Here is a 23,322-nt window from a genome sequence, read left to right as displayed (position 1 = left end):
GTGACCGACACCCTTGCATCCACCTGGTCCGCGAACGCCTGGATCGACCCGCGCGGCACCTTCGCCGGCCCGGTACAGCACAAGGACGGCCTGATCACCCCCGGCTCTCTCACGGCCGCCCCGCTGGGCGCCACCGAGCCGTACCTCGTTCCCTCGCTCCCCGTCGAGGTGCACTGCCACGGTCTGGGCAGCGTCGACTTCTCCAACTTCGCGGAGATCGACCTCTTCGAGGTCGACAAGCACGCCGCCTCCGAGGGCCTGCTCTGCATCCCGACCCTCTACCTGCGCCAGGAACGCCTCGACGGATTCGTCGAGTTCATGCGGGGATTCGCCGCGCTGAAGGCCGACGGCGAACTCCCCTTCGTCCCGGCCATCGCCCTGGAGGGCCCGCTCGTCGCCAGCTTCGGCGGCACGCCGGCCAGCTCGGTGTGGGCCCCCTCCAAGGAGGAGTGGGACAAGCTCGCCAGCTGCGGTCCGCTGGGCCTCGTCTACATCATGCTGTCGCCGGACGCCCTCCAGTCCAGCTCCTACCTGGCCGCGCAGTTCACCCCGGACCACCCGTCCCTGGAGTGGATCGTCACCCGCCTCGTCGAGCACGGCATCCGGCCCGCGCTGGGGCACTTCGCCAAGGAGGACCCGCAGCTCGGCGCCGACTGCATCGAGGAGGTGCTCGCCGCGGCCGAGGCCGCCGACTGCCCGCACCACGGCGTCCGGGTCGTCACCGACCACCTCTTCAACGAGATGCCGCTGCTGATCAAGCACGCGTTCCGCACCTCCAAGGCGCGCGCCAACCGTGACGCGCTGCTGGCCAGCTACGACCTGCCGTCGTGGAACCTCGCCGACCTGCACGAGCAGATCGGGCCCGTGCCGGCCGCCATCATGCGCGGTGCCCACGCGGGCCGCATCGCCGCCTGCCTCAACTTCGACGGCGAGCACGTCGACTTCGCCATCGCCAAGCGGGCCATCGAGATCGTCGGCGCGCAGAACATGATGCTGATGACGGACCGCAGCGACGTCGCCCGCCTCGCCGGTCAGGACCTGCACCAGGAGCCCGGCAGCGATCTCTGGTACCAGGAGAAGGGCGTGGTCGCCGCCGGTACCCAGCCCATCGACCAGCAGATCGCGAACGTGCGCGCCCTGGGCGTTCCCGAGGCCGACATCTGGCACCTGGTCTCGTTCACCGCGTACCGCACCTTCTTCCCGGAGCTGGACCTCTGCGCGGCAGGGTTCACCCGGGGCTGCCACGTCGACGCCGAGCGGCAGCGCCGCGCCCTCATCTGAGCGGCGCCCCTTCAAGAAAACGAGGCGAACATGAGGAGCACGGGAATGGAGACGCAGCGTATCGCCGAGCGCCCCCACGACATACCACCGAGCCTGCTGGCCGCCGTCACACGGTCGCCGGTCAAGGCGCACCTGTTCGGTATGGACACCTACACGCGGGAGGCCGCCTGGACGTTCGGCGACCACACGGCCGATCTGCTGCGCACCGCCCTCTGCGTCCTCAAGCCGGATGCCGCTGCAGGGCGGCGCTACGGCGCCGCTCTCCAAGCACTGCGGGACAACGGATTCAGCCCCGTCGACGCCTTGCGCTTCAGGCACAACCGGCTGACGATCCGCGAGACCTGGCGCTTCCAGCTCAACTTCGCCGACCGCGAGCGCATCGCCACCATGGAGCTGTACCTGCGCTCCCTCGACTGTGTCCTGCTCGTCCTGCGTGACGAGCGCCACCGGCCGGGCGCCGTACCGGCCTCCGTCCGGCTCGCCTCCCTCAAGGGCCCCGCGACCATCGAACTGCGCAAGCCGGAGCACCTGCGGGAGCGACTGGGCTCGCTCAACGGCCTGTTCAACTTCGTCCACACCACTGACGAACCCATCGACGTCATGCGCGACCTCGGGCTACTGCTCGAACCCCAGCGCCGCGAACTCGTACGCGACCGCATCGTCTGCGGCCACGACGCGTCCGACGAGGTGACCCGGATCCGCGAGGACGTCGAGGGATCCGTCGCACCGCACGACCTCGATCCCGACCACAGCTGGCGGCGGCTGCAGGAGTCCGGCTCCCCCGCCGGGGCACTTGCCCGCCTGCGCGCCCGGGGAGCCACCGTCACCGCCGCCGAACTGCTCCGGGCGGCACACCACCCGGACGCCGACCCCGACGACCTGTGGGACCTGCTGTCGGTGCTGACCGCCACCGTGCGCTTCAACACCCCCGGCATCGAGCGCATCTACCCCAACGTGCTGCTCAGCGCCTGGCAGGAGCGGGCGTGAGCGGCGGCAACATCTGCGTGTGCTACGAGGTCACCGAGGACGAGATCGTCGGCTGGATCCGCCGGGGCGTCACGACCGTCGAGGGCCTGGGGGAGCGCTGCAACGCCGGACGGGGCTGCGGCGACTGCCACGACATGCTTGAGGAACTCCTTGAGGACTTCGGTGACGAGACCGACGCCGACGGCATCGAGGCGGTGGGCCATGCCCACCACTGACGACATGCCCACCACTGACGAGGAGATCACCCGGTTCTGGCGCGGCACGCTCGAAGAGACCGCCCCGCTGCCCCTCGATGTGCACCTGAGCGAGCAGCACACCCCGCTGGCCCACGCCACCGCGTACGCCCTCTCCTTCGCCGGAGCACACGGTCACCGCATCTCGGCCTGGCTGATCCTGCCCGAAAACGGCGCGGACGACGGCCCGCTGCCGTGCACCGTGCAGTTCCTCGGCTACGGAGAAGGCCGCGGCCACGTCCTGGACAGCCTCCTGTGGCCGGCGCTCGGCTACGCCACGCTCGTCGTCGACACCCGGGGCCAGAGCGGCGCCGGCGGCCGCGCGGGGGCCACCCCGGACCCGGTCGGCCTCACCCACCCGCAGGTACCGGGCTTCACCACACGCGGCATCCTCGACCCGGCCACGTACTACTACCGGGACGCGTACGTGGACGCGGTGCGCGCCGTCGCCGTCGCGGCCGGGCACCCCGGCATCGACGCCGACCGCGTCGCCACCACCGGCCGCAGCCAGGGCGGCCAGCTGGCCCTGGCCGCCGCCGTCCTCAGCCCCCGGGTCGCCGCCGCCCTCGTCGAGTCCCCCTTCCTCGCCGCGCTCCCGGACCTGACCCGGGTCCCCGACCGGCAGCCCTACCGGGAGCTGCTGCGCTTCGCCGAGTCCTACCCGGACCTCGCGCCGTGCGCGTCACGGACGCTCGGCTTCTTCGACGTCGCCGAGCTGGCCGCCTACGGGCGCTGCCCCGCGCTGTTCTCCGTGGCCGGCCGGGACCAGCGCTGCCTGCCCGACACCGGGTATGCCGTGCACGCCCGCTACCCGGCGCCCAAGCGGCTCCTGACCTGGCCACTGGCCGAACACGCCGCGCCCAACACGCCGCTGCGGCTCGCCGAGGCGGAGTTCCTGGCCGACGTCTTCTCCCGGGCCCCCCGTCACGCTCCCGCGTTCTGGCAGGAAGGACACGACAGATGAGACACCTGCATCCGGACAGCCCGCCCGTCCCACAGCTGACCGAGGTGGCCGCCGCCGTCCTCGACGCAGTCACCTGGTCGCAGCGCAAGGCCGATCTCTACGCGGTCGACCAGTACTTCCGCGAGGCGAGCTGGACCTTCGGGGACATCGTCGAGCAGATGCTCGGCATCGCCCTGTGCATGCTCAAGCCGGAGGCGACCGCCGGGCGCAGGCTGCGGCCCGCGCTGCGCATTCTGCGTGAGGCGGGGTTCCACCCGGTCGACGCGGTGCGCTTCAGGCACGACCGGCTGACAATCCGCGAGGTCTGGCGCTACCAGTTCAACATCGCCAGTCGGCAGCGCATCGAGGCCATGGACGTCATCCTGCCCAGTACCGAGACGGTGGCGCTGGTCCTCAGGGACGAGCGCTGGCGGCCGGGGGCGATCCCCGCCGCCGTACGGCTCAACGCCCTCAAGGGCCCGGCCGACCCCACCCTGCGCAGGCCGGAGCACCTGCGCCACCAACTGGGCGTGGTCAACGGGCTGTTCAACTTCACGCACATCTCGGACGAGCCCGCGGACGTACTGCGCGAGCTCGCCGTCATCTGTGACGAGCCCCGGCGCGAACTGGTCCGCCGCCGCGTTCTGGAGAGCCACGATGCGCGTGCCGAGGCCCTGGCCGTCTTCCAGGAGCTGGAGGACCGGCACCCGGAGCACGACTTCGACCTGGAGGCCAGCTGGAGCCGGCTCGCCGCGGCCCCCGGGCCGCTCGGGGAGGCGGGCAACCGGCGTCCCGGGCTGGCGGAGCTGCTCGACCTGACCCACCGGACGCCGCTGGACAGTGCGCACCGTTGGGACCTGCTGACCGTCGTCACCCACCTGCTGACCGAGATGAACGTCGACGGCGTCACCCCCGCCGTGCCGAACGTCACCGAGGCCTGGGCGCCGCGGCGACTGGACGGGGTCGCCTCGTGACCGCCGTCCTCGCCACGGTCAACCTCGCCGTCGAACGACAGGGCTCCTGGACCAGCGTCGGCCGCAGCGGCATCGACAAGAGGCCCGTCGGCCACCGCGTCATGGCCCGCAGCTGGGGCCTGGAAGGCGACCTGGTCGCCGACCTGCGCGTGCACGGCGGACCCGACAAGGCGGTGTACGCCTTCGCCCGTGAGGACGCCGTCTTCTGGGAGCAGGAACTCGGCCGCGAGGTCCCCCCGGGCAACTTCGGGGAGAACTTCTCCACCGTCGGCCTGGACATCACCGGAGCCGAGGTCGGGGAGCAGTGGGCCATCGGCGACGCCGTGTTCGAGGTCATCCGGGCCCGCAAGCCCTGCAAGGTCTTCGCCGGCTTCTGGGACGTCCCCGCCCTGGTCAAGCGCTTCATCGCGCACGGCGCCCCGGGCGCGTATCTGCGCGTGCTGAAGGAAGGCACCGTCGGGGCCGGCGATCCCGTCGAGATCATCAAACGCCCCGGCCACGGAGTGACCATCGGCTACATGCTCAGGGCGCTGACCACCGAGCCGCACCTGATGCCCCGCTTCCTGGACGCCCCGGAAATGCTGCCCAAACACCATGAGAAGGCCCGCAAGTGGCTGGCCCAGCACCCACAGGAGACACCCGCTCGATGACGACCACCGCATCCCAGCCCCTGATCGACCCGGCCCGGCTGGCCGCCCTGGACTGGTCCGACATGCCCGCACTGCACCAGCCGATGGAAGAACTCCTCGAAGAGCTGGCGTCCCACCCCACCTGGCTCAACGACGCCTTCGACCACGTCCTGGCGACCCCGGAGCTGCTCAACCAGTGCGAGCGGCTCCAGGAGCTCGACCGTGTCGTCCTGGTCAACGACAGGGCAAGCGACGTGCGGATCCGGCTGCACGTCTTCACCGGCAGCGACTTCGACCGCCCGCACAACCACCGCTGGAGCTTCGGCTCGCGCATCCTGCACGGCAGTTACCAGCACCATCTCTTCGGCGACTACGAGGAGCTGGACACCGGCACCCGCATCGGCAGCCCGGCGCTGGTGCGCGAGGAGGTCGCCGGCTCGGGCTATGTCATCCGGCACACGATGGTGCACACCGTCAGCTCCGCCCCCGACACCACGTCCCTCATCGTCCGCGGCCCCTCCGAGAAGGATCGTTTCGTGGTGATGAACCGCGACACCGGCGAGGCCTGGTGGCAGTACGGCCAGAAGGACGAGAAGCCCGAGGACCAGGCCAAGCGCCGGCTCGGCGCCGAGCGCATCGAGGAGATCAGGCAGCTGCTGATCAGCCAGGGCTGCATCCGTTGACCGGGATCCCCACCGCCCACGAGCCGGTCGAGCTCATCGTCTTCGACTGCGACGGCGTGCTCGTCGACAGCGAGCCGATCGCCGTGCGCACGCACGTCGCCCTGGGCGCCGAACTGGGCTGGCCGCTGACCGAGTCCGACGTCATGAACCGCTTCGTCGGCCGCTCGACCACGTCGATCGGCGAACAGATCGCCGAGCGGCTCGGCGCCGAGACCGCCCGTGTCTGGGACGAGCGGTTCCGCGAGATGCACGCCAAGGCGGTGGACGAGAGCCTGACCCCGGTCGACGGCATCGTCGAGGCCCTTGACGGCCTGGAGGCGGCGGGCCTCGGAGCACGGCACTGGTGCATCGCCTCCAGCGGCAGCCACGAGAAGATGCGCCACACACTCGGCAGGGCCGGGCTCTACGACAGGTTCGAGGGCCGCGTCTTCAGCGCCCACGAGGTCGTGCGGGGCAAGCCCGCCCCGGACCTCTTCCTGCACGCCGCACGGCGGATGGGCGTTGACCCGTCCCGCTGCGCCGTCGTGGAGGACAGCAGGTTCGGCGTCCAGGCGGCCACCGCAGCCGGGATGCGCTCCTACGGATATGCGGGAGGCCTCACTCCGGCCGACTGGCTCACCGGTCCGACGACGGTTGTCTTCACCGACATGCGCCGGCTGCCCGGCCTGATCACGGCACACACAGCAGAGAAGGTGACCGATGCCGCTGGAGATTGAGCGCAAGTTCCTGCTGACGGGCAAGGCCGTGCCGCCCGCCGTGGAGACCCAGGACATCGAGCAGGGCTACATCGCCGTCACCGACGACGGCACCGAGGTGCGCCTGCGTCGCATCGCGGGCCGGTGTGTCCTCGGCGTCAAGCGGGGAAACGGCGGGCTCTCTCGTACCGAGGTCGAATGCCCGCTCACGGAGAGCGAGTTCGAGGAACTGTGGCCCGCCACGGCTGGCGCCCGGCTGGTGAAGACCCGCCACTCGGTGCGCGTGGCCGACACCCTCGCCTATGTGGACGTGTACGCGCAGGAGCTGTGCGGCCTGCGCACCGTCGAGGTCGAGTTCCCGTCCGAGGAGACGGCCAGGGCTTTCACTCCCCCGGACTGGTTCGGTCCCGAGATCACCGGGGCCAAGAAGTACAAGAACCGCCGTCTGGCGGTCGACGGACTTCCCCAGAACCCGGCCTGATCCCGGTCCGGTCGACGCACGCCTGAGCGTGCCCTGGCCTCCCCGCCGTTCTGGCGGCGGGGTGGCAGAACACATGGGCCGCCCACTTGCCTGCCTGTACGGCTGCGGCCCGCGAACACCTGGCGTGTTCGCGGGCCGCAGCCGTGGCGGGCGCCTTTCGCGCCCGCCACGGGTGGTTTCACGACCGGATCGGTGCCGAACACTGCCCTTCGTCCGCTCTGTCGGACCGCGACGCCGGTCGGCGGCGGTCGCCGCCGGGAGCAGTTGTCAGCCTGTGTGGACCTTCAGTGCCGTCCGGACAGCGGATTCGAGGGCGCCTTCGATCCAGGCGGGCTTGATGGATGTGTGGTCTCCTGCGAAATGCAGCGGCCCTTCGGGGGAGGGGATGTCGGGGAACAGTTCCGTGTGCTGGCCGGGGAACAGTACGGATGCCTCCCCGTAGGCGTAGTGGTCGCGCATCCACGACTGGGTCTTGCACTTGGTGGTGAAGAAGACCTCGCAGCGGCGGCCATAGATGGCCTGCACTCCGGCGAGTGCGCGCAGATATCGCTCGTCGTCGGCGTAGGCGTCCCACTTGAGAGCGTCATCGGACCAGCTGTAGGAGGAGGGCAGCCGGAATACGCCGGAAACATGCCGTAGGCCCGGCGGAACGATGTGTTGCTCGGCGCTACTGGTCTGAACTGTCGTCGGGCGGGGGCTCGTTGGTCCTCTCCCAAACTCAGACTGAGCCTCCCCCGTCGGGCACGGGCAGACCCCGATCGAGAAGGGCCCCTTGCGTCTACGCCGGGCCGCTTGGGGAACGCTCCTCAAGCGGCCCGAAGCCCTCAGGCACAGTGATCCCGAACCGCTGGCACAGCAGGGGCACGTCGTGGCGATCGACATCACGAGCCGGATAGCCGGTATGCCAGCGCACCGCCCACTCGGCCGACTCGCACCGAACCGCCGTGCCGGCAACCGAACCACGTCCGGCGAGTGCTTCAGCCGGAAAAGGACCACCCTCCACCACGGATCCGTAGTGCAGTGATCCGTCCGCGAGCGGCTCGTAGAGGTGCAAGTCGACCCGCAACCGAACGCCGTCGTGCAGGACGAAGTTCCACGGCCTGTCACCAGGCCACGGGAAGATCCGGTCGACACCAGCCTCAGCAAACGCGACGAACAACTGCTCAAGATGTGCGGCGGGCGCCCATACGTCAAGGTCGGAATGTTCTCGCGTCTGCTCCCCGAGCAGCGCATCCACGCCCCACCCGCCCCCGATACACGCATCTACACCGTGGGCGTCGAGCCGCTCCACAAGCGCGACTACATCCTTGGCTGACATCGAATAATCGCTCACCGCATCAGGGTAGAGGCCGGCCCGACCCCACGTCTGGCGACTACTGCGGGCTTCACTGGACCCGGGATAACCGGGTGCCCCTTGCCCAGGTCCAGACCACCCACGGCGCGGACATCGGCCCCCTTGTCTGCCGTGCCTGTCGTCATTCGATCGAATGACGACAGGCGGTCGACGCGTCCATTGGACCCAGGATTTCCGGCGCCTGATGACGAATCAGATCCAATGAGATCCGATGAAGAATGGCGACAGGGTTAGATGACACCCAGGGCCCGATACGACGGCAGAAGGAAGCGAGGAAGAGCGTGGCCAATCTCGTCTACAAGCGGGTGTCGACCGACCAGCAGTCGACCGCCCGGCAGGACCTGGTCCTCGCCGAGGCCGGGATCGAGAACCCGGTCGTCTTCGAGGAGGAGGCCGGCACTTCCAGCCGCCTCCATCCCCTGGAGCGCGCGAAGTTCGGCAAGCTGCTCGCCTACGCGCGGCCGGGCGACACCGTGCACATCTCCGAGATGTTCCGCCTGGTCCGCGGCAACCAGCACATTCTCGACGTCCTCGAAGTCCTCCACCGTGATCGCCTCGCCCTGCGCATCCACGACGGCGCGTTCTCCGCGATGGACTTCGAGCTCAGAAGGCCGGCGTTCCAGCCGGCAGCCGTCTCCTGCTCGTCCTGGCCGTTTTGACGTGGTCCCCTTTCTGGAGGGACGGGGACCAGCCACTCCCGTCGGCGGCTGTACCACTATGCGGGCGAGTACGGTCCTCGCGGTCACCGTCGTCCTGGTCGTCGGTGCAGTGGGCGGCCGGGAAGGGAAAGGCGCGCTCGTGGCGGTCGAAGGCCTTCACCACGAAGAGCGGGTGCACCCTGAAGAAGTCACGGATCTCAAACTCATATTGGTCGGAGCCGCTGATGGGATATTTCACGTCCATATACGACGAGATACTGAAGCCGGACCACGGCCCCGCCGGCGACGAAGAAGAGGGCCCGTGTCTCTTTGGAGGACGAGAGCCCCCGGCCCGCGTCAGCCATTGGTCAAAATCGTCCTGTAGTCCTTGTCGATGAGGACGACACGGCGGTGACTGGAGCAGTTGCGCCAGGGATTGTGGTGACCGTGGTGCCCGTCCCCTTCTTGCAGCCACAGAAAGCCGGACGCTTGCCGTGCAGATGCCTGCGCAGCGACGTCGGCCGACGGGCACACGACGACGATAGCCGCACCCACCAGTGGCGCTGCAACCCAGGGACGAAGATTCATCCGATGACCTCCATGGGTTGCGGACGCAGGCGGCCGCCCGCTGGGCGACACATCCGAATCTCAGAAGAAGTTAAGGGAAATCAACTCCTCACGTCGTGAACCCCCGCGAGGTGCCATGCTCTTTGTCACTCAACCGCAGCAGTCTCGGCGGAAGGAGTACGCCGTGGAGCGGCACCAGGCCGGAGGCGGGGGCGCGTTCGGTGAGGGCCCGGGAGCCGGCTGCCCCCGTGGTCGCAGTGGATGATGGTGCCGCCCCCTGCGCTTGGCGGTTGCTGATGGCCATGGCCAGTGCGTTGGTGGCCAGCGCCGCGGTGGGTGAGGTGTCGATGGACCAGCCGATCACCCGGCCAGAGAAGGTGTCCGGCACGACCGCGCCGTACACTTTGCCTTCCGGCGCGGGGTGTTCGGTGATGTCCCTGACCCACAGCTGTCGCGCGCCTTGCGGGTGAAGCCGCGGTTGACCAGGTCGGCCAGCGGCGGTGTGTCGGGTCCGGGCCGGCGGGGGCGGTTTCCGGGCAGGCCGTGCAACACGCACTGTCGGCGCACGATCCCGCCACTTGTAGAGCCACGACTCGGACACCCCAGTGCCCGGCAGGCGGTGTGGTGCGGGATCTTCCGCTCGGCCTTGCAGCTGCTGATCACCCCGACCGCGACGGCCGGGTCCGCCCCGGCTGCTTCACCCACAAGGCCACGCATCGCTTGCACACATCACGCTCCGTCTCCAGCTCGCGGGTGCGCTTGTCTTTCTCCCCGGCCTCGGCCCGCAGCCGCTCCAGCTCAGCGCGCTCGCTCTCCCGCAGACGACCTCCGGGCGATGCCTCGGCCACCGGCCGATCCGGCGACGGCAGTCCCACTTGTGCCGCGTCCGCGACACCCGGCTGCGCAACGCCCCCGGGCGGACGCCCAGATCCCCGGCTACCTCCGACATCGGCTTCCCGGTCTCCGTCACGATCCGTCCCGCTCCCTCGCGGAACTCGGCGTCGTAGACACGCTTCCTGGATTCCATCACCCCGACCATCCCTGCGGTCACGGTCTCCACAGCAGGAGGGGTGCTGCTGTCCCAGGTACCCGGCATGGACACGACCCCTGGCGCGGACTGGACGGTCGTCTACTCCAAGCTCCAGTTCACCGACGGCAGCGCGCTGGGCGTCGCCGAACTCACTGCCTACGCCACCGCCGGCGGTGACCACGTCATCGGCAACAGCCTTCACGTCGGGCTGGTCTACGAGGACTCGGCCGAGCAGCGCACGGCCTTCGACAAGCTCGCCAAGGACGGCGAAGTCCTCGAAGCCCTGGCCAACCAGTTCTGGGGCGCCGCCTACGGTGCCGTCCGAGACAAGTGCGGCGTCATCTGCGAGACCAACTGCTGTCTCCCCCAGGACCGCGGCGATGGCACCGGCTCACCCGCCTGACGGGCCACCGCCGCCGCCCGGCGGGCTTGCCGGTCACGGTCTACCAGGTGACGGGCAGTGTGGTGACGCCCTGAAACGGGGCATCACCCGGCGTGCACGACAGCTCCGCAGCCGGAACGGCCAGCCGCAGTCCCGGAAGCCGGGCGAGCAACGTCCGCAGGGCGACCTCCAGCTCCAGCCGGGCCAGATGCTGCCCCAGGCACTGATGGACGCCGAACCCGAACGCCAGATGACGGCGATCGGCGCGGCGCACGTCCACCTCGTCGGGACGAGGATGGGCCGAGGGGTCGTGGTTGAGCACCGCCATGGGAAACACCACGCCCTCCCCGGCCCTGATCACGGTTCCACCCGTCTCCACGTCTTCGACGGCCACCCGTACCGTGCCTTCCGCGGTGGACACATAGCGCAGCAGCTCTTCCACCGCGGACGGGAACAGCGACTCATCCGCGCGCAGCGCCGCGAGCTGCCGCGGATGCTCCAGCAGCATCAGCACGCCGGTTGCGATCGAGTGGGCGGTTGACTCGTGCCCGGCGATGAGCAGCACCAGCGCCAGCGCCACCAACTCGTCCCGGTCCGGGCCGCCACTGTGGCCGCGCCCTTCCACCAGCTCGTCCAGCAATCCGTAATCGCCATGACCCACCTCCTTCCCAGTCCCTTTCCGGGACTTGCTCTGGGACTCCTTCCGGTCCACCAACGTCTCGAGATACGCGTAGAGTTCGTCGTACCCGTCCCGCGCCTGCTGGGCCGTCGCCTCACGCATCAGCCAGCGCGTCCGTTCCTCGAAGAAGTCGTGGTCGGCATAGGGCAAGCCCAGCAGCTGGCAGATGACGGTGGACGACACCGGGAGCGCGAACGCGGAGACCAGATCGGCTGGCGAGCCTTGGCAGAGCATGGCGTCCAGGTGCCGGTCCACCACACGCTGGACCGTCTCACGCAGGGCAGCGATGCGCCGGACACCGAAATACGGGGTCAGCCACTGTCTCTGCCGCCGGTGTTCGGGGTCGTCGACGGCCAGCAGGGGCAGGGTCGTCCCCTTCAGGTCCGCGAAGCGGGCGGCGAGGGCCGGGTAGCGCGGGTGGGTGTTGTCGGAGGACAGCCGCGCATCGCGCAACAGCCGACGGGCCTCGGCCTCGCCGGTCACCGCCCACACCACCCGTCCGTCGTAGAGGACCACTCGTGCCAGGGGGCGCTGATCCCACAGTCGTCGATAGCCCTCCGGGGACTGATAGGGGCACGTACGCTCCTGCGGAAAGGTGATGACGTTTGACGTCAGGCATGACGAAACCTCTCTGCCAAGGGAGTGGGCGAACGGAAAGAGCGAACGCCGCCGAAGCTATACGCCCAACAGGACGCCGAACGCCCTACCGGGCCTGCCGTTGCCCGGGGGCCTCCCATCCAGGTATAATCTTTCGTTCTCAGGAAGTGAGTTCGCGCTCCAGTGGGGTGCGGTAGGCCGGGGTGAAGCGACGCTCCCCGAGCAACGCCGCCATCCGGTCCACCTCGGCCACTCCGCGCCAGAATCGGCCCGGCCGGGCCGACGACATGCCGGGCGTGACCGAGACGAGACGTTTGAGGGGGCCCTGCGCATTGTGGAAGGCGTTATCGCCCGGCGCGGCTCGGATCGCGTCTATTCCGTCGCGGTCGTGTATACAGACGCCGAGCACCGCACTCGCAATGCTCTGCCACGCAGCGGCAGTTGCGAACAGCAAACCCCAGCGCGCTGGTTGCCAAGGCGATGAGCGCGGAAACTTTCAGAATCAGGGTCAATGCGGACTCGAAGCATTGGCGTGTGATGCCTTCCAGGAGGGGGAGTGGGATCCCGGACAGGCGGGGCACTGTTCCGGAAGCGATTTCCTGGTGTGCCAAGTCGAGTTGTTCGCGAGGGATGGTCGCCGTCTGAACGCCATGGAGCCGGTCTGGGAGCACTGCGTCGATGACATGGCTGAGTACTGTACCGAGCAGTGCCGTACCTGCTATGGCTCCCAGCTGCACGGCAGTTTGCTGCATTCCTGAGGCCATGCCGATCGACTGAGCCGGTCCGTCTCGGACGATGAGATGGGTGGCCACGACGAAGGCCGGTGCCAGGCCGGCACCGAGCAGTGCGAGCCAGGGCGCGCCTGCCCATGAACCGTGACCGACGCCCCACAGGCCCAGGCCCAGGAGCGCCGCCGCTGTGACGGTCAGGCTGGCGACGATCAATGTGCTGCGGCCGACATGCCTCAGTGCCCAGCCGGCCAGCAGCGAGGCGATGATCATGGCGACGGTGAGCGGCAGCAGTCGCAGGCCGGTCTGGACGGGGCTCTCGCCGAGCACGTTCTGTAGATAGAGCGTGAAGAAGAACAGTGCACCGATCATCACGAACGAGGTGAGGGCTGTCAGAACTGTGCCGACACGGAAGGCATTCGACCGGAAAAGCGACGTGCCGGGAAGCGGCAGGCTCCGGGGGTCGCCAGCGCTCGGCGTCGTGCCGCGCAAGGCTCCGGCACCGACGACGAGTGCGCAGGCCCCGATCGGGACGTTGAGCAGGAACACCGATCTCCAGCCGCTGACCTCCACCAGGAGCCCGGCGACGATCGGCCCGGCCGCGGTGGAGGCGGCCATGGACATGCCCCGTACCCCGAGGGCGGCGCCGATCCGATGGCCAGGGAAAGCGCTGCGCAGCAACCCCAGTCCCGAGGGCTGCAGCAGCGCGCCGAACAAGCCCTGTAGGGCGCGCAGTCCGACCATGGAGCCGATGTCGGGAGCCAGAGCAATGGTGAGTGAGGTGAGTGAAAAGCCGACGATGCCCGCCAGAAAGACGCCCCGGTGCCCGCGGCGATCGCCCAGACGGCCGGCTGGGACCAGGGTGAAGGCGAGCACCAGCAGATAACTGTTCGTCACCCATTCCAGCTTGGCGAGGCCGGCATGATATTCCCTGGCGATGGCCGGGTTGGCGATGGCTACGGCTGTGGTGTTCAGGGTCACCATCATCGTGCCCAGGCAGACCGCGACCAACGTCTTCCATGGGCGGTGAGCGTGAGGCCGTCGGTGTCTGCCACACCTGTGTGGGGGGCGGGTGGATGAAGACAACATCGGGCCCTCTTCCGGGTGAGGTGATGGGAAAGGGCCGACGCTGATGGAGGTGGACGTGGCGTGTCGCTTTTACGGTTCCGCGTTGGTGTTCGGTTCGTGTGATGTGGTAGTGCCCCTTGTGGTCCGCGCTCGCGGAGGCGGGTTAAACACGAAATCCAGCGCCGTGTCAACCGCTTCCCCTGGGACTGACGTTTTCGACCCACCACTGCCTAGCCTCGGCGTCCAGCATCCCTCGGGGAAAGGAACGCCAGGAATGCGCTGGAACGATGTGTATCTTCATGCCTCTGCCGTCTGGCTGGGCGATCCCGTGACGGTCACCGAGGCCGTGGCCATGAACCGTTACGACCCCGACGAGGCACGTACGGACGGCTTCTGTGCGGTGCGGACTGCGGAGCACACGGCACCTGCCGAAATGGCAGTTTATGCAGGAATGTTGGCGCTGGACCGGGCCCGTGTCCCGGTTGACGACTTCTGCCTTCTCCTGCACGCATCGGGCAGCTATCAGGGGCTCGACCACTGGTGGCCTGCTTCGTACATTCAGCACCACACCGTAGGCGGCACGGCCTCCGCGCTCGACATACAGCAGGCGTGCAACGGCGGGATCTCGGCACTGGCTCTGGCTGCCGGCTATCTCTCGGCCGATCGCTCGGACTCTGCCGCTTTGATCACCACCGCAGACCGCTACATCCTCCCGGACTTCGACCGCTATCGGGCGGACCGGGGGCAGCCCCGTGGAGACGGAGCAACCGGGCTGGTTCTCTCGCGGCGCAAGGGCGGCGTGGCACGGCTGGTGTCCACCGTTCTGGCTGGCGACGCAACGTACGAGGGGTTGCAGCGCGGCGACCTGGCGTGGGCTGCCTGCCGTGGCACCCACGGCAGGCCGACGGACCTGCGAGCCAGGGCCAAGCAGTACCTCGCCGGTTCCGGCGGCAGCGTGCCGGAGATCGTGGCGCGGCTGGGAAGCGGCCAGCAGGCCACCATTCGCCGGGCTCTTGGCGAAGCGGAGATCACGGCCGACGATGTCGCGTGGTTCGTCTTCCCGCATTCCGGCTATGCCATCGTCGACTGGCAGTTCCGGCGTCGGGAGTTCGGCATTGCCGAGGAGCGTACGACGTGGCCGTGGGGCCGTTGGGTCGGACATCTCGGCGCCGGGGACCAGGCCGCAGGGCTCACCCACCTTCTGGAATCGGGCAAGGCGCGGCCTGGTGACCGTGTTGCCCTGGTCGGGACGGGATCGGGATATTCCTTTGGCTGTGCAGTGCTGGAGATCCTGCGGTCTCCGCAGTGGTCCGCCAGCACGAGCTGACGGTAGAGCGGATTGCAGTGGTCAGGTTCGGCACCGGAATCCGTCGGCGTACCGGCCCCGTTCCTGATGTCGCCGAGCGGGGGGCCCAGTAGTACCCGCCGAAAAAGGCAACGGAGTAGCCCCTGACCGGGCCCGTTGCTGTGGAGCCGGTGCGACTTCGGCACGGCTACCCGCATCCAGAGCGGTCCCGAGCTGACCGCTTTCGTCGCCAGATACCTGAGTCGCCCGAGAAGTTCACCACAGCCATATCCACCTGGGAGGAGTGGCAGGACGCTCCTTGGAGCCGCCTGCGCTATGCGATTGCCGAGGCGAACTTGGTCCGCCGACTCGACGGTCTGCCAGATGAGCCACTGTGCGTCGTCGACCTCGTCGGAGGGGACGGCGGTGACGCGGCGCGCCTCGCCGCTCGCGGGCACCACGTCACGATCATCGACTACGTACCCGCGGTGCCCGCTGAGGCGGCCCAGCGGGCTGACGCGGACGGCCTGGCGGAGCGGTTCACCCGGTGCCTGCGAGGATGTCCCGGCCTTCGGGCCGGGGAGGAATCGGATTCCTGCGGTGCAGGGCAGGAACAGCTGGATCGCCGTCTGGGCGATCCGGCGGCCACCCCGTGGCAGGATGAGGTAGCCCACAATGATCAAGAACTCTCAACTGTCAGTCCTTATCGGGTAGGTTCGGGTGAATGACGACAGAAGCCGTCACGGGTGGGGATGCCGGGCATGCCCGGTACACGTGTCGTGTGCGCCTGTCGAAGACGGCCCGCGTGGCGCTCGAAGCGGAATGGGCACGCTGCCGGTGGATCTGGAACGAGTGCGTGGCCCGTTCGAAGAAGGCCCACACCGAGGGTGAAAAGGCCGGCCCGGCCGCGCTGGACAAGATGCTGACCCAGGCGCGGCGGGTAACTCCCTGGCTGGCCGCTGGGCCGAGTGTTCCTCAGCAGCAGTCGATACGCGATTTCGGGACGTCGCGCGCCAAGGCGCTGAAGGACATCAAGGACCGTGTCCCGCAGCACCGCCGGGCCGGGATGCCGCGCTGGAAGAAGAAGCGGGAAACGCGGCCGACGCTGAACTGCATCCGGCGCGGTTTCCGGCTCAAAGACGGCCGTCTGCATCTCGCCGGCGACATCGTGGTGCGGGGGGTGTGGTCCCGTGAGCTTCCCGCACAGCCGTCCAGCGTGCGTGTGTACCAGGACGCCACCGGGGCGTGGTACACCTCGTTCGTCGTACCCGCGCCCGTGAAGCCTCTCGCTCCCACGGGGCGTGTGATCGGGATCGACTGGGGTGTCAAGGAGACGGCTACCACCACATCGGACGCCCACGACCTTCCGCACCCGCAGCACGGCAGGACGGCCGCACAGAAGCTCGCCCGCTACCAGCGGATGATGGCCCGGCGCCGGCCGGCGCGCGGCCACGCCGCATCCCGCGGCTACCGGGAGGCGAAGGCGCAGACAGCCAGGCTGCCTACCAAGGTGGCCCGGCAGCGGCAGGACACCGCCCGCACATGGGCCAAGTCCGTGGTCCGTGACCACGACGTACTGGCGGTGGAGGACTTCCGCCCGAAGTTCCTCGCGAAAACCTCGATGGCGCGCAAGGCGGCCGATGCCTCGATCGGCGCCGCGAAGCGCGCGCTTGTTGAGATGGCCCGCAAGCACGGGCGCACCGTGCACCTGGTACACCCCGCGCACACCACCATGGACTGTGCGCAGTGCGGCGCGAGAACCAAGCACGCACTACCTCTTTCCGAGAGAACCTACGCCTGCACCGCGTGCGGAGCCGTATCCCCCCGGGATAAGAACTCCGCCCGCGTGATGCTGGTCCGGGCGGGTCTGAACCCGGCTGGTGCCAAGGGCACAAGACCCGCTGAGGCGCTGCCTCAGCAGGCAGCCTGAGCCAGGAATCCCCTCCCTTCAGGCAGGGGAGCAGTCAATCCCGCTCCCACTGATTAGGAACGGTTGTCGGTTCGCATGACCGGACCGTACCGGACGTCGGCTCCGTACGGGACGTTCGGAACGCTGCTGGTGGAACGACTTGCGGAACACCCGACGGGGTGATCGGCTCAGGGCGCATGCTTCCTGACGGTCGTCGGGCGCCCTGTTCACTTCCAAGGATGTGGAGCGCGGGGTCAGGCACCTCGATGCCCCGGGACGTCGTGGCTGCCTGCACCGGTGCGGTCGCGGCGATTGCCCCGGCGCTTGGAGTCCCGCGGCGACCGACCGCTGGACGATGTGCATGCGCTTGGCCCGGGATTCGGGTATTTCTTTGACGCCCGTTGTCTGTCTCGATTTCGGCAAACACCGGTCGGCGTCGTCATGTGAACAGGGCACCGGGCGTCGCCCGCAGATACGAGAGCGTGTGAATTTATCGTGCCGTTCGCTGTTTGTTCAGGTTCGAGGCGAGATCCGTGCAACTGAACTGAGCAGACGATCACAGAAGAGAAGCAGCTACGGGCTCACGGTCTCGCCGATGTTCATTGCCCCGCACCGCAAAGTGTCTTGAGAACACTCGAAATGGAATCGGCGGGGTAGCGGATCCGGGGATGCTAACCGATTGCCGGCAGCTGCGCCAATAGCCCTGTGACATCGATGCATGATGCTACCGCCCTTGCCTAGCGTCCGGCAGCATGAGCTACCGAATCATTTTCCTCGCACTCGGTTCTCGCGGTGACACCCAGCCCTACCTGGCTGTCGGCCGCGTACTCAAGGCGCGCGGACACCGGGTGAGCATCGCCACCGGGCAGTGCTACGCCGAACTGGTGCGTCAGTCCGGGCTGGACCACATACCGATCGATGTGGACGTCGAGCAGGTCCTGAAGAGCGAAGACGGACAGCAGTGGCTCGGCGCGGAACGGAACCCGCTGCGCCTGGCTCGGCGACTGGAGCCGCTGGCGGCGTCCTATGTCGACCAAGTCGTCGCCGATGCGGCGGGGGAGTGCGCGGCGGCCGACGCGGTCGTGTGCTCCCTGCTCGGGATGATGTTCCGGCCCGCGATCGTGCCGCCGTCCATCCCGTTCGCCTACGGCGGGCTCCAGCCCACATATCCGTCCCGGACCTTCCCCACCATCCAGCTCTCCCAACGGCGCTCACTCGGCGCCTGGGGCAACCGGTGGAGTCACGGCGCGGTGGAGAGCGTGATGTGGCTCTGCGTCCGTGCAGCCCTGGCTCGGCGGGCGACTGCCGGGCCGCGGCCGCCGCTGCGCGCACCCTCCGCGCAGCTGAGGCGCGCCGGGCACCCGCTGCTCTGTGGGTTCAGCCCGTCCGTCGTTCCGCGGCCTGCTGACTGGCCGTCCTTCGTGCACGTCACGGGGTACTGGTTCACCGAGACGCCTGCCTCGTGGACGCCGCCGCCGGACCTGCAGGAGTTCCTAGCCGCCGGGCCGGCGCCGGTCTTCGTGGGCTTCGGCAGCATGGTTCCGAAGGATCAGCGGGGTACCGGAGAGGTGGTACGGGACGCTCTGCGCCGGGCCGGATTGCGTGGCGTGCTGCTCGGTGACCCCGACGCCGAGCCTTCGGACAACGAGTTCCATGTCATCGGCGGGGCTCCGCACCAGTGGCTCTTTCCTCGCATGGCTGCAGTGGTCCACCACGGCGGTGCGGGCACCGTCGCGGCGGCTCTGCGTGCCGGTGTGCCCCAGGTCACGACCCCGTTCTTCTTCGATCAGCCCTTCTGGGGAGAGCGCCTGCACGCGCTGGGAGTTGGCACATCGCCCCTGTCGATCCGGCAATTGTCCGCCGAGAACCTGGCCGAGGCGGTGGGCCGTGCGGCCGATGTCGAGGGGCCCATGCGGGAACGAGCCCGTGCTCTTCAGGGGCGCGTGGCCGCCGAACGTGGTGCGGAGCGTGCGGCTGATGTGCTGGAGCAGTGGTTGACGGGCCTGCGGCGCTGACGGTGGAGTGGGCGCCGCCCATCGGCGCACGGGCCGGTCACGGACCTGGTCGGGCGGCGCCTAACCACCGGCGCCGATGCCCAGCACTCCGCGCAGCTCATGGCGCCCCGAGATACCCAATTTGCGATATGCGGCGGACAGATGGAACTCCACGCACCGCACGGTGACATCCAGCTGTACGGCGATCTGCCTGTTGCTCAGGCGCTGTGCGGCGAGCTCGGCGACGCGCCGCTGCTGCCGGGTCAACGGGCCCCAGGGTGCGTCCGAGCCGGATGACGGGTTGATCCCCGCCAGCTCTTGCGCCGCGCGGACGGCCAGTGGTCCGGCACTGCATCGCTGGGCCAAGGTCTCGGCCGTCACCAGGTGCTCGCGGGCCTCGTTCAATCGCCCTTGGCCGCGGCACGCCACGCCCAGGGCGTACAGCGCGTGTGCCAGTTCCAGACGTGCTGGCGACTCCCGTAGGACGGCCACCGCGTCGGCCAGTAGCTTGGTCGCCTCCGGGCCGATGCTCGCCCGCCCCAGGGCTGCCCGGGCGGTTCCCGCCGCGCGGGGCGTTCCCCAGCGCAGTGCGGCGGCCAGCTCCTGCTCGGCCAGCTCGCGCGCCCGGCGGCGGTCACCAAGGGCGAGACAGGAAGACACCGCCTGCGATCGCCACGGCAGCACGGCCGGGTTGTCCATACCCCACTCCGCGAGGCGGGATCCGCACTCCAGGAGGTCCGCCAGGGCGCCTTCGTGATCACCGAGGGCCATGCGGATGCGACCGCGTGCGAAGAGGACCCAGTTGTAGTGCACCAGGTCGGGAAGTTCTCCCAACAGGCCGCGCTGCGCCAGAAGTTCATGAGCTTCCTCGATGCCCCCCTGCTCGACGAGCGTTTCGGCCATCCGCGCCAGGCACCACATGCCCTCGCGGGTCGGGTTCCCCGCACTCCAGGCGTCGAGGAGGCCGTGCGCTGTGCGGAAGCCGTTCAGCGCGGCGTCAAGGATCCCGGACATCCGGAAGGCGACGCCGCGCAGCAGCACCACGGCGGCCCGGTCGCAGCGGGATCCCTTGCCCACGGCGCTCGTCTCCAGCTGCTGCAGGGCCGCATCGGCGTTGCCGAGTGCGTCGGCGTACAGCAGGGACAGCAGGGCGAGGTGGTAGGGGCTCTGGGCCATTCCCGGGGGCGGATCGCGGAGCGATTCCGTGGCGTACCGAACGACGTTCGGGCGGTCCAGGCCACGCCAACTGTGGTGATGGGCGAGGTAGGCCAGCCGGGCCTGTCGCAGGCGGGGGTCCTCCGGCGCCTTGCTGAACAGGGCCACGGACCGGGCCGTGGCGTCAGCGACGGTGTCCAGTCGGCTGAGCGCGGCCTGGTAGGCCAGGCTGCCCAGGTGCCAGGCGGTGTCAGGGTCCCCCTCGGTCACCCATGCGGCCACCTGGTCCGCGACCGTGATCGCTTCCTCGTTGGACTCGGTCGAGAGCAGGGCGGGCACCAGGATGAGAGAGGTGTGGGCTGCCTCGTCTGCGTCTGGTGCGTTCTCCAGGGCGGCCCGCAGCGTGGCGGTGCCTGCGTAGTGGTCGAAGGCCAGCTCGGCGGTGCCGAGTTCGCGGAGCACGGCCGCGCGATGCGCGGGTGTCGAGCGGGCTGTCAGGGCCCGGCGCAGCAGGGGCACGGCCTGCTCCGGCTCGCCGCGCCCCATCGCGTGTCGGGCGGCGGATCGCAGTGTGGGTGCGGCCCAGCCGATCCGGACGACGTCGGCGTGCAGCAGATGCGCGGCTACAGTCTCGTCGGGCTCGCCCGCCTCGTGGAGCAGTTTGGCGGCGCGGGTGTGCCAGGCGATGCGCGTGCCCATGGGGATGGCGTCGAGGACCGCGGCACGCAGGACGTCGTACCGGAAGCGCAGCGGGAGTGTCTTGTCTACCAGCCCGAGCAGGATGAGGCGGTCGAGCCTGGCGGAGGCGTCATCGAGGTCGAGCCGGGCCAGGGCCGCCGCGCGGCCGAAATCGGCGTCGTCGCCGAGGATCGCGATCGCCTGCGCCAGGGTCGTCGAGGCGGGATGGCGGCTGAGCCGGTCACCGAGCCACTCGTCGATGTCGGCCGGTCCGGGGGTGAGTCCGTCCCGGGTGGCGGCGTCGGCGGCCTGGGGACCCGCCGTCCGGGAGACGCAGGCGGCCGTGTCCGGTGAGGAGCGGCCCTCCGCGGAGACGCGGTGCGCCGTGGCCGTCAACTCCCGGAAGGACGCGTCCGCGGCGGCCTGTTCGGTGTCGTCATGTGCCAGAACAAGGACCACCGGCTTGCCATGAACGCGTCGCATCGCGTGGGCCAGGTAGCGCAGTGACGCGGCGTCGCACAGATCTGCGTAGTCGAGGGCCAGCAGTACGGGTTCGTGTGTCGCCAGACGCGCCAGCAGCCGGTCGAATGCGGGAAACATCGCATCGGCCGACCGTTCCTCCATGACCGTTCGGGCCTGGGAGGTCGCCCACGGACTCTCGCCCTGTGCCAGGAGCTCGTCGAGCATCTGGTGTACGACGCCGAAGGCGCGGTCCCGAATCGGTGGGCGGCTTCGCCCGGTGCCCACCCGGTATCCGACGTCGGCGGCGATGTCGATCGCAGCGCCGAACAGCCTCGTCCTGTCGCTGCCCGGTACTCCGCGGACGGTGATCACCGACGGTCCCGAGAGGAGCGCCCGCACCAGATGGCCGCGCAGTTCCTCGAATTCGCCCCGCAGTCCGAGGATTCCGGGCGCCAGCCTGCGGCCCACTGGTCCTCCTTCGTCCCTGCCCGTCACCTGGACCCGTCCGGCTGGGAGCGCGTGGGGGTCCGCTGCCCGCCACCGGACCCCCACGCGCTCATGCGGCCGGCGCGGGCTCCGCGGCGCGCAGCAACGCACGCACGTCCGCGGTGAGGGCAGCCCGGCGCCGGTTCTCGACCTCCAGGGAGGCCGAGAGCACCACCTCGGTGAAGCCGCCGGCTCGTGGCTTCACCGAGGTCAGATGGGCGACGGCACGCACGCGTGCCCCGGCCGGTACGGGGCGGTGGAACCGCAGCTTGTCGACTCCGGAGTTGAGCGTCAGTTCCACGCCGTCGATCCGGACGATCTGGTTCAGCAGCGAAGGCAGCAGGGACACGGTCAGAAAGCCGTGGGCTATGGTCCCGCCGAACGGACCGGTGCGGGCTCGCTCGGTATCGATGTGAATCCACTGGTGGTCGCCGGTGGCTTCGGCGAACTGGTCGATCTGCCGCTGGTCGACGCGACGCCATGGGCTCTCGCCCAGCCGGTCGCCGATGGCCAGCGCCAGGTCGGCGGGGGTGTTGAACACGCGCATCACGTAGGCTCCTTCACCGCTGCCGGGGAATTCCCGGGCTCGTCCTGGGCTGGCGCGCCGATCGCGTGGGCCCCGCCGTCGACGTGCAGCACTTCCCCCGTCACCGCGGGCAGCCAGCCCGACAGCAGCGCGCACACCACCCGGCCGACGGGTTCGGCGTCGCCGACATCCCAGCCGAGCGGTGCCAGCCGGGGCCACAGCTGCTCCGAAGCCGCGAAGCCCTCGATGGACTTGGCGGCCATCGTCCTCAGCGGCCCGGCGGCCACCAGGTTCACCCGTACCCCCTGGGGCCCCAGCTCCCGGGCGAGGTAGCGGCAGCAGCTCTCCAGACCGGCTTTGGCGACGCCCATCCAGTCGTAGCCCGGCCAGGCCCGGTCGGCGTCGAAGTCGAGCCCCACCAACGACCCGTGCTCGGAGGCGGCCAGCAACGGACCGAAGACCCGGCCGAAGGCGGCGAACGAGTAGGTGGACACATGGAACGCGGTGGCGACGTCCTCCCACGCGGCGGTGAGGAACCCTCCGCCGAGCGCGGAGGCCGGTGCGAAGGCGGCCGCGTGGACCACCCCGTCGAGCCGGCCCCAGCGCTGCCGGAGGTCCTCGGCGACCCGTTCGAGGTGCTCGGGCTTCGTCACATCCATCTCGAGGACGTCACAAGGGGCCGGCAGCCGCTCCGCCACCGCGCGCGTGATCCCCAGCCCGCGACCGAACCCGGTGAGCACGACCTCGGCTCCCTGCTCCTGGGCGATCCGGGCGATGCGGTAGGCGATCGAACTTTCCGTGAGCACCCCGGTGACGAGGAGTCTCTTGTTCTGCAACAACAACTGTCCATGCCTTCCTACGCGAGAGGTGAACCTCCG

At 69.3% G+C, this 23,322-nt stretch carries 21 protein-coding genes and 2 pseudogenes; 14 read left to right on the top strand and 9 right to left on the bottom strand.

Annotated features, from left to right (window positions below; all coding sequences use genetic code 11):
* Genes AB5L52_RS46015 through AB5L52_RS45975 form a run of 9 tightly spaced genes read left to right on the top strand, consistent with a single transcriptional unit; the run spans position 1 to position 6,906 of the window.
* Positions 1-1,281 carry a hypothetical protein gene (locus tag AB5L52_RS46015; RefSeq protein WP_351580013.1) on the top strand — a complete coding sequence of 427 codons (1,281 nt, stop codon included), beginning with the start codon at positions 1-3 and terminating at the stop codon, positions 1,279-1,281.
* Between the two features lie 45 nt (positions 1,282-1,326).
* Positions 1,327-2,268, top strand: coding sequence for a hypothetical protein (locus AB5L52_RS46010; protein WP_351580016.1), 942 nt, complete (start codon positions 1,327-1,329; stop codon positions 2,266-2,268).
* Positions 2,265-2,483, top strand: coding sequence for a (2Fe-2S)-binding protein (locus tag AB5L52_RS46005; protein ID WP_351580019.1), 219 nt, complete (start codon positions 2,265-2,267; stop codon positions 2,481-2,483). Before AB5L52_RS46010 ends, AB5L52_RS46005 begins: the two co-directional genes overlap by 4 nt.
* Positions 2,484-2,487: 4 nt before the next feature.
* Entirely contained in the window at positions 2,488-3,465 is a 978-nt protein-coding gene (locus AB5L52_RS46000; protein ID WP_369369164.1) for an acetylxylan esterase, read from the top strand.
* Positions 3,462-4,418, top strand: coding sequence for a hypothetical protein (locus tag AB5L52_RS45995; RefSeq protein ID WP_351580025.1), 957 nt, complete (start codon positions 3,462-3,464; stop codon positions 4,416-4,418). Before AB5L52_RS46000 ends, AB5L52_RS45995 begins: the two co-directional genes overlap by 4 nt.
* The gene (locus tag AB5L52_RS45990) at positions 4,415-5,068 is read left to right on the top strand and encodes an MOSC domain-containing protein (RefSeq protein WP_351580027.1); all 654 of its coding nucleotides are present in this window, start codon (positions 4,415-4,417) and stop codon (positions 5,066-5,068) included. Before AB5L52_RS45995 ends, AB5L52_RS45990 begins: the two co-directional genes overlap by 4 nt.
* On the top strand, positions 5,065-5,730 hold the full coding sequence (locus AB5L52_RS45985) for a hypothetical protein (protein ID WP_369369163.1): 666 nt from the start codon (positions 5,065-5,067) through the stop codon (positions 5,728-5,730). The genes AB5L52_RS45990 and AB5L52_RS45985 overlap by 4 nt, the downstream gene beginning before the upstream one ends.
* On the top strand, positions 5,727-6,446 hold the full coding sequence (locus AB5L52_RS45980; RefSeq protein ID WP_351580031.1) for an HAD family hydrolase: 720 nt from the start codon (positions 5,727-5,729) through the stop codon (positions 6,444-6,446). The genes AB5L52_RS45985 and AB5L52_RS45980 overlap by 4 nt, the downstream gene beginning before the upstream one ends.
* A complete protein-coding gene (locus tag AB5L52_RS45975) occupies positions 6,430-6,906 on the top strand; it encodes a CYTH domain-containing protein (RefSeq protein WP_351580034.1) in 477 nt (158 codons plus the stop codon). Before AB5L52_RS45980 ends, AB5L52_RS45975 begins: the two co-directional genes overlap by 17 nt.
* A 267-nt stretch (positions 6,907-7,173) precedes the next feature.
* Here the strand turns inward: AB5L52_RS45975 and AB5L52_RS45970 are convergent.
* Both AB5L52_RS45970 and AB5L52_RS45965 read right to left on the bottom strand, forming a co-directional pair.
* Positions 7,174-7,518 (bottom strand): annotated as a pseudogene (locus AB5L52_RS45970) (FAD-dependent oxidoreductase); the annotation flags it as partial.
* Between the two features lie 166 nt (positions 7,519-7,684).
* Positions 7,685-8,239, bottom strand: coding sequence for a nucleotidyltransferase domain-containing protein (locus AB5L52_RS45965; RefSeq protein WP_351580037.1), 555 nt, complete (start codon positions 8,237-8,239; stop codon positions 7,685-7,687).
* A 302-nt stretch (positions 8,240-8,541) separates the two neighbouring features.
* On the opposite strand from AB5L52_RS45965, the pseudogene AB5L52_RS45960 reads away from it, so the two are divergent.
* A pseudogene (locus AB5L52_RS45960) lies at positions 8,542-8,856 on the top strand (recombinase family protein); the annotation flags it as partial.
* A gap of 399 nt (positions 8,857-9,255) precedes the next feature.
* Here AB5L52_RS45960 and AB5L52_RS45955 read toward each other — a convergent pair.
* Together AB5L52_RS45955 and AB5L52_RS45950 are read right to left on the bottom strand one after the other, a co-directional pair.
* Positions 9,256-9,486: a hypothetical protein gene (locus tag AB5L52_RS45955; protein ID WP_369369162.1), complete on the bottom strand. Its 231-nt coding sequence runs from the start codon at positions 9,484-9,486 to the stop codon at positions 9,256-9,258.
* An 88-nt stretch (positions 9,487-9,574) separates the two neighbouring features.
* Positions 9,575-10,021 (bottom strand): DDE-type integrase/transposase/recombinase, encoded by a 447-nt coding sequence (locus AB5L52_RS45950; protein WP_369369211.1) that lies wholly within the window; start codon positions 10,019-10,021, stop codon positions 9,575-9,577.
* Between the two features lie 538 nt (positions 10,022-10,559).
* On the opposite strand from AB5L52_RS45950, the gene AB5L52_RS45945 reads away from it, so the two are divergent.
* Positions 10,560-10,898: a VOC family protein gene (locus AB5L52_RS45945; RefSeq protein WP_351580042.1), complete on the top strand. Its 339-nt coding sequence runs from the start codon at positions 10,560-10,562 to the stop codon at positions 10,896-10,898.
* Between the two features lie 40 nt (positions 10,899-10,938).
* Here AB5L52_RS45945 and AB5L52_RS45940 read toward each other — a convergent pair whose 3' ends face one another.
* Positions 10,939-12,171 (bottom strand): cytochrome P450, encoded by a 1,233-nt coding sequence (locus tag AB5L52_RS45940; protein WP_369369210.1) that lies wholly within the window; start codon positions 12,169-12,171, stop codon positions 10,939-10,941.
* Positions 12,172-12,497: 326 nt separating this feature from the next.
* Complete coding sequence (locus tag AB5L52_RS45935; RefSeq protein WP_369369161.1) at positions 12,498-13,970, bottom strand: MFS transporter; 1,473 nt, start codon at positions 13,968-13,970, stop codon at positions 12,498-12,500.
* A gap of 253 nt (positions 13,971-14,223) precedes the next feature.
* On the opposite strand from AB5L52_RS45935, the gene AB5L52_RS45930 reads away from it, so the two are divergent.
* From AB5L52_RS45930 to AB5L52_RS45920, 3 genes are all read left to right on the top strand, one after another.
* Positions 14,224-15,276, top strand: a complete 1,053-nt coding sequence (locus tag AB5L52_RS45930) for a ketoacyl-ACP synthase III family protein (protein WP_351767052.1) — start codon at positions 14,224-14,226, stop codon at positions 15,274-15,276.
* Positions 15,277-15,958: 682 nt separating this feature from the next.
* Entirely contained in the window at positions 15,959-17,164 is a 1,206-nt protein-coding gene (locus AB5L52_RS45925) for an RNA-guided endonuclease InsQ/TnpB family protein (protein ID WP_369369160.1), read from the top strand.
* A gap of 731 nt (positions 17,165-17,895) precedes the next feature.
* Positions 17,896-19,158, top strand: coding sequence for a glycosyltransferase (locus AB5L52_RS45920; RefSeq protein ID WP_369369159.1), 1,263 nt, complete (start codon positions 17,896-17,898; stop codon positions 19,156-19,158).
* Between the two features lie 60 nt (positions 19,159-19,218).
* Here AB5L52_RS45920 and AB5L52_RS45915 read toward each other — a convergent pair whose 3' ends face one another.
* The 3 genes from AB5L52_RS45915 to fabI form a co-directional block, all read right to left on the bottom strand.
* Positions 19,219-21,900, bottom strand: coding sequence for a LuxR C-terminal-related transcriptional regulator (locus tag AB5L52_RS45915; protein WP_369369158.1), 2,682 nt, complete (start codon positions 21,898-21,900; stop codon positions 19,219-19,221).
* Positions 21,901-21,988: 88 nt separating this feature from the next.
* Positions 21,989-22,465 (bottom strand): MaoC family dehydratase, encoded by a 477-nt coding sequence (locus AB5L52_RS45910; protein ID WP_351577767.1) that lies wholly within the window; start codon positions 22,463-22,465, stop codon positions 21,989-21,991.
* The gene (gene fabI, locus AB5L52_RS45905) at positions 22,465-23,286 is read right to left on the bottom strand and encodes an enoyl-ACP reductase FabI (protein ID WP_369369157.1); all 822 of its coding nucleotides are present in this window, start codon (positions 23,284-23,286) and stop codon (positions 22,465-22,467) included. Before fabI ends, AB5L52_RS45910 begins: the two co-directional genes overlap by 1 nt.
* Positions 23,287-23,322: the final 36 nt, after the last annotated feature.

The organism is Streptomyces sp. CG4, assembly GCF_041080655.1.
Taxonomy (GTDB): domain Bacteria; phylum Actinomycetota; class Actinomycetes; order Streptomycetales; family Streptomycetaceae; genus Streptomyces.
Note: the sequence above shows the minus strand (reverse complement) of the source record. Positions and strands in the feature narration are given on the sequence as shown.

What these genes read in the sequence shown, in the direction of transcription:
- AB5L52_RS45935 (WP_369369161.1), bottom strand. Translation starts at nt 13,970, where the DNA reads ATGTTGTCTTCATCCACCCGCCCCCCACACAGGTGTGGCAGACACCGA.
- AB5L52_RS45945 (WP_351580042.1), top strand. Translation starts at nt 10,560, where the DNA reads ATGGACACGACCCCTGGCGCGGACTGGACGGTCGTCTACTCCAAGCTC.
- AB5L52_RS45955 (WP_369369162.1), bottom strand. Translation starts at nt 9,486, where the DNA reads ATGAATCTTCGTCCCTGGGTTGCAGCGCCACTGGTGGGTGCGGCTATC.
- AB5L52_RS45975 (WP_351580034.1), top strand. Translation starts at nt 6,430, where the DNA reads ATGCCGCTGGAGATTGAGCGCAAGTTCCTGCTGACGGGCAAGGCCGTG.
- AB5L52_RS46010 (WP_351580016.1), top strand. Translation starts at nt 1,327, where the DNA reads ATGGAGACGCAGCGTATCGCCGAGCGCCCCCACGACATACCACCGAGC.
- AB5L52_RS45910 (WP_351577767.1), bottom strand. Translation starts at nt 22,465, where the DNA reads ATGCGCGTGTTCAACACCCCCGCCGACCTGGCGCTGGCCATCGGCGAC.
- AB5L52_RS45925 (WP_369369160.1), top strand. Translation starts at nt 15,959, where the DNA reads ATGACGACAGAAGCCGTCACGGGTGGGGATGCCGGGCATGCCCGGTAC.
- AB5L52_RS45930 (WP_351767052.1), top strand. Translation starts at nt 14,224, where the DNA reads ATGCGCTGGAACGATGTGTATCTTCATGCCTCTGCCGTCTGGCTGGGC.
- AB5L52_RS45920 (WP_369369159.1), top strand. Translation starts at nt 17,896, where the DNA reads ATGAGCTACCGAATCATTTTCCTCGCACTCGGTTCTCGCGGTGACACC.
- AB5L52_RS45985 (WP_369369163.1), top strand. Translation starts at nt 5,065, where the DNA reads ATGACGACCACCGCATCCCAGCCCCTGATCGACCCGGCCCGGCTGGCC.
- AB5L52_RS46000 (WP_369369164.1), top strand. Translation starts at nt 2,488, where the DNA reads ATGCCCACCACTGACGAGGAGATCACCCGGTTCTGGCGCGGCACGCTC.
- AB5L52_RS45995 (WP_351580025.1), top strand. Translation starts at nt 3,462, where the DNA reads ATGAGACACCTGCATCCGGACAGCCCGCCCGTCCCACAGCTGACCGAG.